The following is a 13,355-nucleotide window of genomic DNA, read 5'->3' as shown; positions in this document are numbered from 1 at the left end:
GGATTCCATCCCAGCGGCCCCGGTGCCGGCCGGGCCGCACATTCACGACTTCCATACGGGTGCAGCGAGTTCCCGAACGATCTTTTGACGTGCGCAGTCGGCCGGCCCGTAAGGATCCGGCCGTGGGCCGTCAAGAAAGCGTTGAGATCGACGACGGGCGCCCGGGCCCGGAGTAGACCGGCAGTTATGCGAGACGAGACACCGATGGCCGCACTGATTCCACCCGGGCGCCATAGGCGGAACCCGCGATGAGCGAGATGCTTGAGGTCATCACGCTGATGGCGATACCCGTCGCGGTACTGCTGGGTCTGCGACGCGTGGTGATCCGTCAGAACCGCCGGCTCGATGCGCAGGCCGGTCAGGTCCAGCTGGTGACGACTAGACCCGTTTGAGCAGCACGGCCTGCTCGAACGGCAACCGCGCGAACGGGCGGCGCATCGCGCCGGTCACATGCTCGGCTGCTTCGGCCTTGGTCACCACCCGCGGCGCGTTGACCTCGATGGTCTTGCCGTGGCGGCGGATGCGCGCGTGACCCGCTGCGGTGATGTTCTTCAACCAGTCCCGGTCGGGGCCGTAGGTCAGCATGATGGCCACGCCATCATCGGTGGAGAAGACGCTCAACGGAGTCCGGTAGGTCGTGCCGGATTTCCTGCCGACATGCTCCAAGATTCCGAATGTCGGTGCCCAGCCCGCCCACAGGCGCTGGATGGGGTTGGTCACATGACGGTTGAACCGGGCCAGCGATTGCGGTAACTGCATGTCCACCATCAAACTCGTGAGTTATGGCCTACCTCAAGCCCCCGTGGTTCGTTCGCGCAGTGTTCAACCGGATCGCGATGGCCACCGGTGTCGGCCATAGCGAGACCCTCACCGTCACCACCCGCGTCAGCAAACATCAGCAACAGATTCCCGTCGTGGTTCCCGAGGTCGACGGCGTCAAATATCTCGTCTCGACCCGTGGTGAGTCTCAATGGGTGCGCAATATCCGGGTCAACCCGCAGGTGACACTGGGTGGTACCAGCTACCTCGCCGCGGAGGTTCCGGTGGATCAGCGGGGGCCGATCATCGCGGCCTACCGCCCGCTGGCCGGCAAGGTGGTGGAGGGCTACTTCCGTGACCTGCCCGACGACGCCGATCATCCGGTATTCGCGCTGACGCCGGCCGGGTGACCGCGACCACTACACCCTGTAGTTGACGCGGTTGCCCCGACTGGGACACTGGTGGCCATGCGTGTTGACGAACCGCACACTCAGCGATCGGCCCAGCTGTTCGCCGACGCCTGCGCAGTTATCCCCGGTGGAGTGAACTCACCGGTGCGTGCCTTCAATTCGGTTGGCGGCACCCCCCGGTTCATCACCTCGGCCAAGGGCTACTGGCTGACCGATGCCGATGACAACCGCTATGTCGACCTGGTCTGCTCGTGGGGCCCGATGCTGCTCGGTCATGCCCACCCGGCGGTGGTGGAGGCCGTGCAGAAGGTGGCGGCAGGCGGGCTGAGCTTCGGCGCCCCGACGCCCTCGGAGACCGAACTGGCCGCCGAGATCATCGATCGGGTGGCTCCCGTCGAGCGGTTGCGTCTGGTGAACTCGGGCACCGAGGCCACGATGAGCGCGATCCGGTTGGCCCGCGGCTACACCGGCCGCGCCAAGATCATCAAGTTCTCCGGCTGCTACCACGGGCACAGCGACGCGCTGCTGGCCGATGCCGGCTCGGGCGTCGCCACTCTCGGCCTGCCGTCCTCACCCGGCGTCACCGGCGCGGCGGCGGCCGACACAATCGTGCTGCCGTACAACAATGTCGTCGCGGTGGAGGAGATCTTCGGCCGGTTCGGCGACGAGATCGCTTGTGTCATCAGCGAAGCCAGTCCGGGCAACATGGGCACGGTGGCCCCGCTGCCCGGTTTCAACGCGGCGTTGCGCCGGATCACCGCGGCCCATGGGGCACTGCTGATCCTCGATGAGGTGATGACGGGTTTCCGGGTGAGCCGGGCCGGTTGGTACGGGCTGGATCCCGTCGACGCCGACCTGTTCACCTTCGGAAAGGTGATGAGCGGCGGACTGCCCGCCGCGGCGTTCGGCGGCAGTGCCGAGGTGATGGGGCGGCTCGCGCCGCTGGGGCCGGTCTATCAGGCCGGGACCTTGTCCGGTAACCCGGTTGCGATGGCCGCCGGCCTGGCCACCTTGCGTCACGCCGACGACGCCGCCTACGCGCGGCTCGATGCCAACGCCGACCGGCTGGCCGGCCTGCTCACCGGTGCGCTGACCGAGGCCGGGGTGGCCCACCGGGTACAGCGTGCGGGCAACATGCTGAGCGTGTTCTTCACCGACGAGCAGGTCAACGACTTCGCCGCGGCCAAGGCCACCGAGACCTGGCGTTTCCCGCCGTTCTTCCACGCACTGCTGGAGGCCGGGGTCTACCCGCCGTGTAGCGCGTTCGAAACCTGGTTCGTCTCAGCGGCATTGGATGACGAGGCGTTCGAGCGGATCGCCGAGGCGTTGCCGGGGGCGGCCCGCGCCGCGGCGGAGGCAACGGCATGAGCGTCAGAACGACCGTGCACGTGATGCGTCACGGCGAGGTGTTCAATCCGGAAAAGGTGCTCTACGGCCGGCTGCCCGGCTACCACCTGTCCGATCGGGGACAGGCTCAGGCCCGGGCCGCCGCGGATTGGCTGGCCGGGAAGGACATCGTCTACGTGGTGGCCTCGCCGCTGGAGCGTGCTCAGGAGACCGCCAAGCCGATCGCGGACATTCACAACCTGTCGATCGACACCGACGACGATCTCATCGAGTCGTGGAACGTGTTCGAAGGTAAGCGGGTGGCCCCGGGCGACGGCGCATTGCGCGACCCGAGGAACTGGCCGTTGCTGCGCAACCCCGCCAAGCCGTCGTGGGGCGAGCCGTACACGGAGATCGCCCCGCGCATGATGGCCGCCATGCATCGCGCCCGGGAGAAGGCGGCCGGGCACGAGGCGGTCTGCGTCAGTCACCAGCTGCCGGTGGAGACACTGCGCCGGGCGATGACCGGGCGCAAGCTGGCTCATCTGCCGTTGCCGAACAGCCGGTTGTGCGACCTGTCGTCGATCACGTCGTTCACCTTCGATGACGCCATGCTGGTCCGATGGGGTTACACGGAGCCCTGGGGAATCTGAATGAAGTTGTTGGTCGCCCGGGTGAGTGCGGCGGTGCTGGCAGGGCTGGTGCTGCTCACCGGATGCTCAACCGGTGACGACGCGGTCGCCCAGGGCGGCACCTTCGAGTTCGTCGCCCCGGGCGGCAAGACGGACATCTTTTACGACCCGCCCGAAAAACGTGGCACCCCAGGAAAACTGAGCGGGCCGGAGCTCACCGATCCGAACACGACCATCTCGCTGGAGGATTTCGCCGGCAAGGTCGTGGTGATCAACGTGTGGGGCCAGTGGTGTGGGCCGTGCCGGGCCGAGATCGGCCAGCTGCAGAAGGTGTACGACGCCACCCGTGACAAGGGCGTGGCGTTCCTGGGCATCGACGTGCGTGACAACAATCGTGACGCCGCAGTCGATTTCGTCACTGACCGCAAAGTCACCTTCCCCTCCATCTACGACCCGGCGATGCGCACCATGATCGCGTTCGGCGGCAAGTATCCGACCACGGTGATCCCGTCGACCGTGGTGCTGGACCGTCAGCACCGGGTGGCCGCGGTGTTCCTGCGTGAGCTGCTCGCCGAGGACCTGCAGCCGGTCGTGGAGCGTTTGGCGTCGGAGCCGACCGCGGTACCGGGGGCGCGCACACCATGACCGGATTCGCCGAGATCGCCGCGGCCGGGCCGGTGCTGCTGGCGCTGGGGATCAGTGTGCTGGCCGGGCTGGTGTCGTTCGCGTCGCCGTGCGTGGTGCCGCTGGTGCCCGGCTATCTGTCCTACCTGGCCGCGGTGGTCGGGGTCGACGAGTCCGACGCCGTGTCGGGCGCGATCGGCGTCAAGACCGCGCGGTGGCGGGTGGCCGGCGCGGCCGCGTTGTTCGTCGCCGGATTCACCGTGGTGTTTTTGCTCGGTGCGGTGGCGGTTCTCGGGATGACGACGACGCTGATCGCCAATCAGCTTCTGCTGCAACGCATCGGCGGGGTCGTCACGATCGTGATGGGGCTGGTGTTCGTCGGGTTCATCCCGGCTCTGCAACGTCAGGCCCGGTTCGCGCCGCGGCAGTGGTCGACGATGGCGGGGGCCCCGCTGCTGGGCGCGGTGTTCGCGCTGGGCTGGACCCCGTGCCTGGGGCCGACGCTGACCGGGGTGATCGCTGTGGCCTCGGCGACCGACGGCGCCACTGTGGCCCGGGGGGTGGTGCTGGTGCTGGCGTACTGCCTGGGGCTGGGCATCCCGTTTGTCCTGCTGGCCCTGGGTTCGGCGCGGGCGGTGACCGGCCTGGGCTGGTTGCGTCGGCACACCCGGACCATCCAGATCTTCGGCGGGGTGCTGCTGATCCTGGTCGGCGCCGCACTCGTGACGGGTCTGTGGAACGACTTCGTGTCGTGGGTACGCGACGCGTTCGTCAGTGATGTGAGGCTGCCGATATGACCGACGCCGAAACCCGGCGCCCTGGAGTGTTCTCTCGTGTGGTCGCACTGGTGCGGAACACCTGGCGGACCCTGACCTCGATGGGCACCGCGCTGGTGCTGCTGTTCCTGCTGGCGCTGGCGGCGATCCCGGGTGCCTTGTTGCCGCAACGCAGCCTCAACGAGTCCAAGGTCGACGAGTACCTGGCCGCCCATCCCACCTTGGGACCGTGGCTGGACCGCCTGCAGGCCTTCGATGTGTTCTCCAGCTTCTGGTTCACCGCCATCTACGTGCTGCTGTTCATCTCCCTGGTGGGCTGCCTGACGCCGCGGATGATCGAGCATTTCCGCAGCCTGCGGGCGGTACCGGTACCGGCGCCGCGCAATCTGGGCCGGCTGCCCAAACACCATGCCGAGCAGGTGGCCGGCGACGCCGACGAGGTCGCCGAGAAGGTGACGCAGCGGCTGAAGGGCTGGCGCAAGGTCACCCGCAAGCAAGGCGCCGAGGTAACCGAGATTTCGGCGGAGAAGGGCTATCTGCGCGAGTTCGGCAACATCGTCTTCCACTTCTCGTTGCTCGGTCTGCTGGCGGCGGTGGCTGCGGGCAAGCTGTTCGGCTACGAGGGCAACGTCATCGTCATCGCCGACGGCGGCCCCGGATTCTGCACCGCCTCCCCGGCGGCCTTCGACTCGTTCCGGGCCGGCAATACCGTCGACGGCACCTCGCTGACCCCGATCTGCCTGCGCGTCAACAACTTCGATGCGCATTATCTGCCCACGGGTCAGGCGCTGTCGTTCGCCGCCGACATCGATTACCAGTCCGGTGAGGATCTGGCCGCCGAGACCTGGCGGTCCTACCGTCTGGAGGTCAACCACCCGCTGCGCATCGGCGGCGACCGGGTGTACCTGCAGGGGCACGGCTACGCGCCGTCGTTCACGGTGACCTTCCCCGACGGTCAGCAGCGCAGCCAGACCATCCAGTGGCGGCCCGACGAAGCGACGACGCTGCTGTCCTCGGGCGTCGTCCGGATCGACCCGCCCGCGGGCACCTACCCCGACGCCGACGAGCGCCGCAAGCACCAGATCGCGATCCAGGGCCTGTTCGCACCGACCAAGGAACTCGAGGGCACCCTGCTGTCGTCGAGCTTCCCCGCGCTCAACGACCCGGCCGTGGCCATCGACATCTACCGCGGCGACACCGGGCTGGACACCGGCCGGCCGCAGTCGTTGTTCTCGCTCGATCCCCGGCTGATCGATCGCAAGCAGCTGACCAAGGCGGCCCGCGTCAACCTGGTGCAAGGTGAAGAGACGAGGCTCGACGACGGCACCAAGGTCCGGTTCGACGGCGCGGTGCCGTTCGTCAACCTGCAGGTCTCGCACGACCCGGCCCAGGTCTGGGTGCTGGTGTTCGCCATGTCGATGATGGCCGGGTTGCTGGTGTCGTTGGTGGTGCGTCGGCGCCGCATCTGGGTTCGGATCCAACCCGCGACTGCGGGTACGGTGAACGTCGAGCTGGGCGGGCTGGCCCGTACCGACAACTCCGGTTGGGGCGATGAGTTCGAGAAGCTGACCGCGCGGCTGTTGGAGGGCTACGACCAGGCGCCGGCGGTAGAAGAGAAGGCGGAGCAGTGAATACCGAGCACATCGACATCGGGCTGGCCAGGTACTCCGACTGGGCGTTCACGTCGTCGGTGGTGGTTCTGGTCGGCGCGCTGATCCTGCTCGCCGTCGAGCTGGCGTCGAGCCGCGGCCGCCGCGCCGACGAGCGCTCGCGCGAAGAACAAATGGCTGGAGCGTCGCGTCAATTGGTCGGCGCCACCGTCGGCGCCGACAGCGCCACCCCCGGCGTCGTCGCCGAGGAGCCCCGGCGGTCGTTCGATGAGCGCGTCGGCAAGTCCGGCCTGGCGCTGACCTACGTCGGCATCGGCATGCTCTTCATCTGCATCGTGCTGCGCGGCCTGGCCACCTCACGGGTGCCGTGGGGCAACATGTACGAGTTCATCAACCTGACCAGCTTCTGCGGGCTGGTCGCGGCCGCCGTCGTGCTGCGTAAGCCGCAGTACCGCGCGCTGTGGGTGTTCGTACTGGTTCCGGTGCTGATCCTGCTGACGGTGTCGGGGCGCTGGCTGTACTCCAACGCCGCCCCGGTGATGCCCGCGCTGCAGTCTTACTGGCTGCCCATCCACGTGTCGGTGGTCAGCCTCGGTTCCGGGGTGTTCCTGGTGGCCGGTGTGGCCAGCATCCTGTTTCTGCTCAAGATGTCGCCGCTGGCCGATCGGGACAACGCGTTCGGGCGGATCATCCAGCGGTTGCCCGACGGGCAGACCCTGGACCGGATCGCCTACCGCACCACGATCTTCGCGTTCCCGATCTTCGGTTTCGGCGTGATCTTCGGCGCCATCTGGGCCGAGGAGGCCTGGGGCCGGTACTGGGGCTGGGACCCCAAGGAGACGGTGTCGTTCATCGCGTGGGTGGTGTACGCGGCATATCTGCATGCGCGTTCGACCGCGGGTTGGCGGGACCGCAAGGCGGCCTGGATCAACGTGGTCGGATTCGTCGCGATGGTGTTCAACCTGTTCTTCATCAACCTGGTGACCGTGGGCCTGCATTCGTACGCGGGAGTCGGCTAGGCATCGTCAGGTTGGTGAGTTGACCGCGCGCCCCGAGATGGTGGCGCGGCTGCGGTCTGGTCGGGAGTGTTTGGGAAAGAGGGGATTTCGTGTCCGAGCCAGTGTCCGAGCCAACGTCCGAAGCCTTGCCTGAGCCGGAATCGGAGCCATCCGAGGCCCGGGAGCCTGCCGCGCAGGACAGCATTGAACCGGTAAAGGACGCCCCGCTCGCCGAGCCGCCGCTGGTTCACCAGGCGGCACCGCCCGCCGCTGATCCACCGCCAACTGCGGCCGTCGCGCCGCCCGCGGTCGCCGAGCCGCCGCTCGTCCCGTCGGTGTTCGCCCCGGTGCCCGGATTCCGCGGTCAGCAGCGGTTCAGCAATCCCGCCGAGCCTGGCGTCTCCACCCCGCTGCCCGCGGAGTGGACGGCCCCGACACCACCGCATGGTGCCCCGGTGATCACCGCTCCGCCGGTGCCCGGGAACTTTCCGGGACCGGTTCCAGGGGCCTTCGAGCGGCCCGTCGCAGGGCCCTTCGAGCGTCCTGTGCCCGGCGCCCCGGTGGCCGGCGACTTCGCCACGCCCTACCGCGACCTGTCCACCGCCGCTCTGCTGGGCCAACGGAAGAACCCGCCCACCTCGGGCTGGCGCAAGGCCCTCTATGTCGCGTCGTTCAAGCAGGTCAACGTCGGCGAGAGCCCCAAGATCACGCACCGCAACAACCTGGTCGCCGAGGTCAGCCAGCCGCTGCAGGGCTGCTACCGGATCGCGCTGATGTCCCTGAAGGGCGGCGTCGGCAAGACCACGATCACCGCGACGTTGGGTGCCACGTTCGCCTCGATCCGCGGTGACCGGGTGGTCGCCGTGGACGCCAACCCCGACCGCGGCACGCTGAGCCAGAAGGTGCCGCTGGAGACCGCGGCGACAGTGCGTCACCTGCTGCGCGACGCCGAGGGTATCGAGCGCTACAGCGACGTGCGGGCCTACACCTCACAGGGCCCGAGCCGGCTGGAGGTGCTGGCCTCCGAGAGTGACCCGGCGGTGTCGGAGGCCTTCAGCTCGGACGACTACCTGCGTGCCCTCGAGGTGCTGGAGCGGTTCTACAGCCTGGTGCTCACCGACTGCGGTACGGGGTTGATGCACTCGGCGATGTCGGCGGTGTTGTCCAAAGCCGATGTGCTGGTGGTGATCAGTTCGGGCTCGGTCGATGGGGCGCGGAGCGCGTCGGCGACGCTGGACTGGCTAGACGCCCACGGGCATCAGGATCTGGTGCGCAATTCGATCGCGGTGATCAACGCGGTGCGGCCACGCTCGGGCAAGGTCGATCTGTCGAAGGTGGTGGACCACTTCTCGCGGCGTTGCCGTGCGGTGCGGCTGGTGCCGTTCGATCCGCATCTGGAGGAGGGCGCGGAGATCAGCCTGGATCGGCTCAAGCCCGGCACCCGCGAGGCACTGATCGAGCTGGCCGCCGTGGTGGCATCCGACTTCGCCGGGGCACGCCGGTCGCTGGACCCGCGCACCTGACCCGGGCTAGTTGCGGGGATTGTCGCCGTGCCCCAGTCGACGCAGGAATTCTGGGTCGTCATCGGGGCCGATCACACGGGTCTTTTGTTGACTGCCGGAAACCCGCGCCAGCCGCCAGCCGATGTACACCAGGCTTGCTGCGGCAATGAGCAGGAGTAGATACGCCACTCGAAACCTCCTTGATCCGAATATACGCGCCGTCGGTAGGCTCGGAGCGTGTCAGGAAGTGGTTCGACCTCCCGCATGGTCACCGACGTCGTGGTTTACCTCATCGCCCGGCTGGTGCTGGTCGCTGTGCTGGCCGCGGCGATCTACGGCGTGGGGAGTCTGGTCGTCGCGAATTTCCCGGTTGTCGTGGCGCTGTTGTTCGCCATCGTGATCGCGCTGCCGCTGGGCATCTGGCTGTTCCGCCCGCTGCGGGAGCGGGCCACGGCATCGATCGCGCTTGTCGATGAGCGGCGGCGTAAGGACCGCGAGCAACTGCAGGCACGGTTGCGTGGCGAGGAGCCTCCGGCCGAGCAGTGACGGTCGGCGGGAACACCTTCGGACGTAGCGACTTTCACGTCGCTACCGGATGAAAGCCGAACCCTTCTCCTGGTCCAGATAGGTTTCGGCCTTGTTCTTGAGGAAGACCACGTAGACGAAGAGCGACAGCGCGATGCACACCGTCACGTAGGCAATGAACCACGGCACGAGGTCGCGCTCCTTGAGCGCCTGGTAGATCACCGGCGCGGTCCCGCCGAACATCGAATTGGCCAGGGCGTAGCCGATTCCCACGCCGAGGGCGCGTACGTGTGAGGGGAACAGTTCGGATTTCACCAGTGCGTTGATCGAGGTGTATCCGGTCAGGATCACGTACGCCACGGCGACCAGGAGGAACGACAGGATCGGCGAATGTGTCTGGGGCAGATAGGTGAACAGGACATAGGTGTAGAGCACCCCGCCGATGCCGAACCACACCAGCAGCGGTTTGCGGCCCACCTTGTCGCTGATCATCCCGCCGATCGGCTGGATCGCCATCAGGAAGATCAGCCCGATCAGGTTGATCCAGGTGGCCGTCATCGCCTGGTCCTTGTAAGTGGTCTTGACGATGGCCGGGGCGTTGACGCTGTAGGCGTAGAAGGCCAGGGTGCCGCCCATGGTGATCAGGAAGCACAGCAGCAGGGGCTTGGCGTAGCGGGTCAGCAATTCGCTCAATGAGCCGGAGCTCTTGTCCTTGCCGGCCTTGATCGCCGCGAGTTGTTCCTCGGACAGCGATTCGTCCATGGTGCGGCGCAGCCAGAACACCACGATCGCGGCCACACCACCGATGGCGAAGCCGATGCGCCAACCGAATTCGTGCACCTGCTCGGTGCTGAATGCGGTCAGGATGAGCAGCAGGGTGAATTGCGCCAGCACGTGGCCGCCCACCAGCGTCACGTACTGGAAGGACGAGAAGAAGCCGCGCCGTTCCCGGGTGGCGGCTTCGGACATGTAGGTGGCCGACGTGCCGTACTCGCCGCCGGTGGCGAATCCCTGCACCAGCCGGCACAGGATGAGGATGATCGGCGCTGCGACACCGATGGTTTCGCGCGAGGGGACCAGCGCGATGACCAAGGAACACGCCGCCATCAGGGACACGCTGACGGTCAGTGCGGCGCGGCGGCCGCGGCGGTCGGCGAAGCGGCCGAAGAACCACGAGCCGATCGGGCGGGTGAGGAAGGTGATGGCGAAGATCGCATAGACGTAGACCGTGGCGTTCTTGTCGGCCTTGTCGAAGAACTGCGCTTCGAAATATGTGGCGAACACGGTGTAGACGTAGACGTCGTACCACTCGACGAGGTTGCCCGACGAGCCTCGGATGGTGTTCCAGATGGCGCGGCGGGTTTCGGCGCGGCCCGACGGTGCGGGCTGATGCGCCTCGGTCGAAGTGGTCATGCGCATCCCCCGGGTGGTCGGCGTTGCAGGCCGAGGCCACGTTAGTGCAATACCGCTGGTGCTGTGGGCTGATGCGGGTTGCCGCGACCGTGCCGTCGTCGTGTCAACTTTTCTTGACGCCTCCACTTTGTCAAGTTATCTTGACAGAGTGAGTGAAGTCGATGAGCTGATCGCAGAAGGTGTCAGCAGCCCGGACCCGGCGGTGGGGCTGCGTGCCGTGCGGGCCTTGCAGCGGCTGCAGGAGCGGCTCGAGGCCATCCATGTAGCCAATGCCAGGGAGCAGGGCTGGAGTTGGCAGGCGATTGCCGAGGCACTTGAGGTCAGTCGCCAGGCTGTGCATCAGAAACACAATCGGAAGGGATGACATGTTCGAACGGTTCAGCCGTCACGCGCGCGTCGCGGTGGTTCTGGCCCAGGAGGAGGCCCGCGAACTGGAGGCCAACGACATTCGGCCCGAACACATCCTGGTCGGCGTGCTGCAGAGTTCCGGACGCGAATTGTCCGCTCTGCTGGCGAGTTTCGGCCTGACCTCAGATGCGGTCCGTGCCGAGTTGGTGGCGGCCGATGCGCCCGGGGACGAGTCGTTCGACGACGACGCCGAGGCGCTGCAATCGATCGGAATCGACCTGCGGGCGGTGCGGGCCAACGTCGACCGCACCTTCGGCGACGGTGCCTTCGACAACGCGCTGCGCAGCACCGGCCGGCGGCGCAGGCGCCGTGGGCACCTGCCCTTCACCAAGGCTGCGAAGAAAGTCCTCGAGCTGGCGCTGCGGGAGTCGTTGGCGCACAAGGACGGCTTCATCGGTTGCGAGCACATCCTGCTGGGAATCCTGCGCGCGGGAGACGACCGCGCCGTCAGACTGATCACCGAGCACGTGGGAACCGGCGAACTGCGCACCGGCATCGTGGGACTGCTGGACGAGGCCGCATAAGCCGGGCTCGCGCGAGAGGCTGCTCGCGGGAGAACGCTAGGCCAGGAACAGCGCCACCGACACCGCGATCGCCCACACCAGCATGGTCAGCCCGGTATCGCGCAGCACCGGGATCAGCTGGCCACCGCCGCGGTCAGCACGGCCCGCGGCGAGGCCAGCTTCGAGCCCACCAGACGCAACGGGCCGGACCGCACGTCATCGGTGCCGCGGATGCCGTCGGAGTAGTCGTTGGCGTAGTTCACCCCGATGATCAGAGCGAGCGATACGGCCAATGCCAGCAACGCTTTCCACCACACCGCCGACCCCACCCAGGCGGCGGCGCCGGTACCGGCGAGCACCGGGGCGACGGCGTTGGGCAGGGTGCGCGGACGGGCACCTTCGATCCATTGCGCGAAACTGGCCACGACGGTCATCGTATGAGCTGGCCGGGTGCATCACCGCGCGGACTCTTACACTGAGCCTCATGAAGGAGCAGCTCAGCAAGACCGAGATCGGCAAGGACGTGCTGCAGGAATCCGTCGAGGCCGTGGCCTCCACGGTCGGGCAGGTCACCTCGATCATCACCACGGCCGTCAAGGATGTCGCGACCGCCATCGGTGGCCTGGCCACCGATGTCTTCGAGATCGCCGACGGCGCCCGTAAGGCGAACGAGGATTTCGACGACGACTTCGTCGATGACCTCGACACAGACGTCGCCGAGGCCCCGGGGGATCCCGTCAAGCCCCACGACGAGGCCGAATAGCGCTGCATGCTCGGCGTCATCGGCGGTAGCGGCTTCTATTCGTTCTTCGGGCCCGAGGCCCGCACCGTCACTGTGGACACCCCCTACGGGTCACCGAGCGCGCCCGTCACCGTGGGCGCGGTGGGCGGGCACGAGGTGGCCTTCCTGCCCCGGCACGGGGTGAGCCACGAGTACTCCCCGCACACGGTCCCGTACCGGGCCAACATGTGGGCACTGCGTTCGCTCGGGGTGCGACGGATCTTCGCGCCGTGTGCGGTGGGCAGCCTGACCACCGACCTGGGGCCGGGTTCCATCGTGGTGCCCGATCAGCTGGTTGACCGCACCCGGGGCCGCGCGGACACGTACTTCGATTCCGGTGGCATCCATGTCAGCTTCGCCGATCCGTACTGCCCGGCGCTGCGATCCGTCGCCGCCGGGCTGCCCGGCGTGGTCGACGGCGCCACCATGGTGGTGATCCAGGGTCCGCGGTTTTCCACGCGCGCGGAGAGCCGGTGGTTCGCCGATCAGGGTTTCACCCTGGTCAACATGACTGGCTACCCCGAGGCGGTGCTGGCACGTGAGCTTGAGATGTGTTATGCCGCAATCGCTATGGTGACAGACCTGGACGCCGGCATTGAGACCGGATCCGGGGTGACGACGGTGGACGTGATGGTCGAGTTCGAGCGCAACCTGGTGCCGTTCAAGAAGCTCGTGCACGAGGCCCTGGCGGCTGTGGCCACCGAGCGCGCCTGCACGCACTGCCTGGCCCACGATGGGGTGAAGTTGCCGTTCGAACTGCCGTGACGGCCCGCGATCGAGCCCCCTCTTGACACCCGTCAAGTCGAGGTGCCAATACTGACGGGGTGAAACCCGCGATCTGTGAGCAGTTCGGTATCGACTTTCCGCTCTTCGCCTTCAGCCACTGCCGTGACGTGGTGGCCGCGGTGACCAACGCCGGCGGTTTCGGCGTGCTGGGCGCCACCGCCTACACGCCCGAGCAGCTGGACCAGGAGCTGTCCTGGATCGATGAGCAGGTCGGCGGCAAGCCGTACGGTGCCGACATCATCGTGCCGGCGAAGTTCGAAGGTAAGGGCGAGAACCTGTCGCGGGGACAGCTCACCGACCGC

18 protein-coding genes and 1 pseudogene are annotated in these 13,355 nt (G+C 67.3%); 15 read left to right on the top strand and 4 right to left on the bottom strand.

The window, feature by feature from the left end:
- Positions 1-248 precede the first annotated feature (248 nt).
- The gene (locus BN2156_RS30700; RefSeq protein WP_159402841.1) at positions 249-392 is read left to right on the top strand and encodes a hypothetical protein; all 144 of its coding nucleotides are present in this window, start codon (positions 249-251) and stop codon (positions 390-392) included.
- On the opposite strand, the gene BN2156_RS15690 is transcribed toward BN2156_RS30700, so the two are convergent.
- Positions 379-759: a nitroreductase family deazaflavin-dependent oxidoreductase gene (locus BN2156_RS15690; protein ID WP_090515992.1), complete on the bottom strand. Its 381-nt coding sequence runs from the start codon at positions 757-759 to the stop codon at positions 379-381. The two genes, BN2156_RS30700 and BN2156_RS15690, sit on opposite strands and share 14 nt — an antisense overlap.
- Positions 760-782: 23 nt before the next feature.
- On the opposite strand from BN2156_RS15690, the gene BN2156_RS15685 reads away from it, so the two are divergent.
- The 8 genes from BN2156_RS15685 to BN2156_RS15650 all read left to right on the top strand — a co-directional run bounded on the left by BN2156_RS15685 (position 783) and on the right by BN2156_RS15650 (position 8,658).
- Positions 783-1,169 (top strand): nitroreductase/quinone reductase family protein, encoded by a 387-nt coding sequence (locus BN2156_RS15685; protein WP_090515991.1) that lies wholly within the window; start codon positions 783-785, stop codon positions 1,167-1,169.
- Positions 1,170-1,226: 57 nt separating this feature from the next.
- A complete protein-coding gene (hemL, locus tag BN2156_RS15680) occupies positions 1,227-2,537 on the top strand; it encodes a glutamate-1-semialdehyde 2,1-aminomutase (protein WP_090515990.1) in 1,311 nt (436 codons plus the stop codon).
- A complete protein-coding gene (locus tag BN2156_RS15675) occupies positions 2,534-3,148 on the top strand; it encodes a histidine phosphatase family protein (RefSeq protein ID WP_090515989.1) in 615 nt (204 codons plus the stop codon). Before hemL ends, BN2156_RS15675 begins: the two co-directional genes overlap by 4 nt.
- The gene (locus BN2156_RS15670) at positions 3,149-3,772 is read left to right on the top strand and encodes a TlpA disulfide reductase family protein (RefSeq protein WP_090515988.1); all 624 of its coding nucleotides are present in this window, start codon (positions 3,149-3,151) and stop codon (positions 3,770-3,772) included.
- A complete protein-coding gene (locus BN2156_RS15665) occupies positions 3,769-4,548 on the top strand; it encodes a cytochrome c biogenesis CcdA family protein (RefSeq protein ID WP_090515987.1) in 780 nt (259 codons plus the stop codon). The genes BN2156_RS15670 and BN2156_RS15665 overlap by 4 nt, the downstream gene beginning before the upstream one ends.
- Positions 4,545-6,158, top strand: coding sequence for a cytochrome c biogenesis protein ResB (resB, locus tag BN2156_RS15660; RefSeq protein ID WP_090515986.1), 1,614 nt, complete (start codon positions 4,545-4,547; stop codon positions 6,156-6,158). Before BN2156_RS15665 ends, resB begins: the two co-directional genes overlap by 4 nt.
- Positions 6,155-7,156 (top strand): c-type cytochrome biogenesis protein CcsB, encoded by a 1,002-nt coding sequence (ccsB, locus tag BN2156_RS15655; RefSeq protein WP_090515985.1) that lies wholly within the window; start codon positions 6,155-6,157, stop codon positions 7,154-7,156. Before resB ends, ccsB begins: the two co-directional genes overlap by 4 nt.
- Before the next feature lie 314 nt (positions 7,157-7,470).
- A complete protein-coding gene (locus BN2156_RS15650) occupies positions 7,471-8,658 on the top strand; it encodes a MinD/ParA family ATP-binding protein (RefSeq protein ID WP_235625464.1) in 1,188 nt (395 codons plus the stop codon).
- A 6-nt stretch (positions 8,659-8,664) separates the two neighbouring features.
- Here the strand turns inward: BN2156_RS15650 and BN2156_RS30895 are convergent, their stop codons facing one another.
- A complete protein-coding gene (locus tag BN2156_RS30895) occupies positions 8,665-8,826 on the bottom strand; it encodes a hypothetical protein (RefSeq protein WP_090515984.1) in 162 nt (53 codons plus the stop codon).
- Positions 8,827-8,901: 75 nt separating this feature from the next.
- Between BN2156_RS30895 and BN2156_RS15640 the strand changes: the two genes are divergently transcribed.
- The gene (locus BN2156_RS15640) at positions 8,902-9,183 is read left to right on the top strand and encodes a DUF4229 domain-containing protein (protein WP_090515983.1); all 282 of its coding nucleotides are present in this window, start codon (positions 8,902-8,904) and stop codon (positions 9,181-9,183) included.
- 42 nt (positions 9,184-9,225) lie between these two features.
- On the opposite strand, the gene BN2156_RS15635 is transcribed toward BN2156_RS15640, so the two are convergent.
- A complete protein-coding gene (locus BN2156_RS15635) occupies positions 9,226-10,575 on the bottom strand; it encodes an MFS transporter (RefSeq protein WP_090517400.1) in 1,350 nt (449 codons plus the stop codon).
- A 148-nt stretch (positions 10,576-10,723) separates the two neighbouring features.
- Between BN2156_RS15635 and BN2156_RS15630 the strand changes: the two genes are divergently transcribed.
- Positions 10,724-10,939: a helix-turn-helix domain-containing protein gene (locus BN2156_RS15630; RefSeq protein WP_065462120.1), complete on the top strand. Its 216-nt coding sequence runs from the start codon at positions 10,724-10,726 to the stop codon at positions 10,937-10,939.
- A 1-nt stretch (position 10,940) separates the two neighbouring features.
- The gene (locus tag BN2156_RS15625) at positions 10,941-11,507 is read left to right on the top strand and encodes a Clp protease N-terminal domain-containing protein (RefSeq protein ID WP_090515982.1); all 567 of its coding nucleotides are present in this window, start codon (positions 10,941-10,943) and stop codon (positions 11,505-11,507) included.
- Positions 11,508-11,623: 116 nt separating this feature from the next.
- Here the strand turns inward: BN2156_RS15625 and menA are convergent.
- Positions 11,624-11,911 (bottom strand): annotated as a pseudogene (menA, locus tag BN2156_RS15620) (1,4-dihydroxy-2-naphthoate octaprenyltransferase); the annotation flags it as partial.
- A 59-nt stretch (positions 11,912-11,970) separates the two neighbouring features.
- Between menA and BN2156_RS15615 the strand changes: the two are divergent.
- The 3 genes from BN2156_RS15615 to BN2156_RS15605 all read left to right on the top strand — a co-directional run.
- Entirely contained in the window at positions 11,971-12,249 is a 279-nt protein-coding gene (locus BN2156_RS15615; RefSeq protein ID WP_090515981.1) for a hypothetical protein, read from the top strand.
- Positions 12,250-12,255: 6 nt separating this feature from the next.
- Positions 12,256-13,032, top strand: coding sequence for an S-methyl-5'-thioadenosine phosphorylase (locus tag BN2156_RS15610; RefSeq protein ID WP_090515980.1), 777 nt, complete (start codon positions 12,256-12,258; stop codon positions 13,030-13,032).
- A 59-nt stretch (positions 13,033-13,091) separates the two neighbouring features.
- The coding region (locus tag BN2156_RS15605) for a nitronate monooxygenase (protein ID WP_210436653.1) at positions 13,092-13,355 on the top strand (264 nt) is incomplete at its 3' end.

Origin of the sequence: Mycolicibacterium neworleansense, from assembly GCF_001245615.1 — a bacterium.
GTDB classification, from domain to species: Bacteria; Actinomycetota; Actinomycetes; order Mycobacteriales; family Mycobacteriaceae; genus Mycobacterium; species Mycobacterium neworleansense.
Note: the sequence above shows the minus strand (reverse complement) of the source record. Positions and strands in the feature narration are given on the sequence as shown.

Coding starts and splice junctions, on each gene's coding strand:
- BN2156_RS30700 (WP_159402841.1), top strand. CDS start 249: ATGAGCGAGATGCTTGAGGTCATCACGCTGATGGCGATACCCGTCGCG.
- BN2156_RS15690 (WP_090515992.1), bottom strand. CDS start 759: ATGCAGTTACCGCAATCGCTGGCCCGGTTCAACCGTCATGTGACCAAC.
- BN2156_RS15685 (WP_090515991.1), top strand. CDS start 783: ATGGCCTACCTCAAGCCCCCGTGGTTCGTTCGCGCAGTGTTCAACCGG.
- hemL (WP_090515990.1), top strand. CDS start 1,227: ATGCGTGTTGACGAACCGCACACTCAGCGATCGGCCCAGCTGTTCGCC.
- BN2156_RS15675 (WP_090515989.1), top strand. CDS start 2,534: ATGAGCGTCAGAACGACCGTGCACGTGATGCGTCACGGCGAGGTGTTC.
- BN2156_RS15670 (WP_090515988.1), top strand. CDS start 3,149: ATGAAGTTGTTGGTCGCCCGGGTGAGTGCGGCGGTGCTGGCAGGGCTG.
- BN2156_RS15665 (WP_090515987.1), top strand. CDS start 3,769: ATGACCGGATTCGCCGAGATCGCCGCGGCCGGGCCGGTGCTGCTGGCG.
- resB (WP_090515986.1), top strand. CDS start 4,545: ATGACCGACGCCGAAACCCGGCGCCCTGGAGTGTTCTCTCGTGTGGTC.
- BN2156_RS15640 (WP_090515983.1), top strand. CDS start 8,902: ATGGTCACCGACGTCGTGGTTTACCTCATCGCCCGGCTGGTGCTGGTC.
- BN2156_RS15635 (WP_090517400.1), bottom strand. CDS start 10,575: ATGACCACTTCGACCGAGGCGCATCAGCCCGCACCGTCGGGCCGCGCC.
- BN2156_RS15625 (WP_090515982.1), top strand. CDS start 10,941: ATGTTCGAACGGTTCAGCCGTCACGCGCGCGTCGCGGTGGTTCTGGCC.
- BN2156_RS15615 (WP_090515981.1), top strand. CDS start 11,971: ATGAAGGAGCAGCTCAGCAAGACCGAGATCGGCAAGGACGTGCTGCAG.
- BN2156_RS15610 (WP_090515980.1), top strand. CDS start 12,256: ATGCTCGGCGTCATCGGCGGTAGCGGCTTCTATTCGTTCTTCGGGCCC.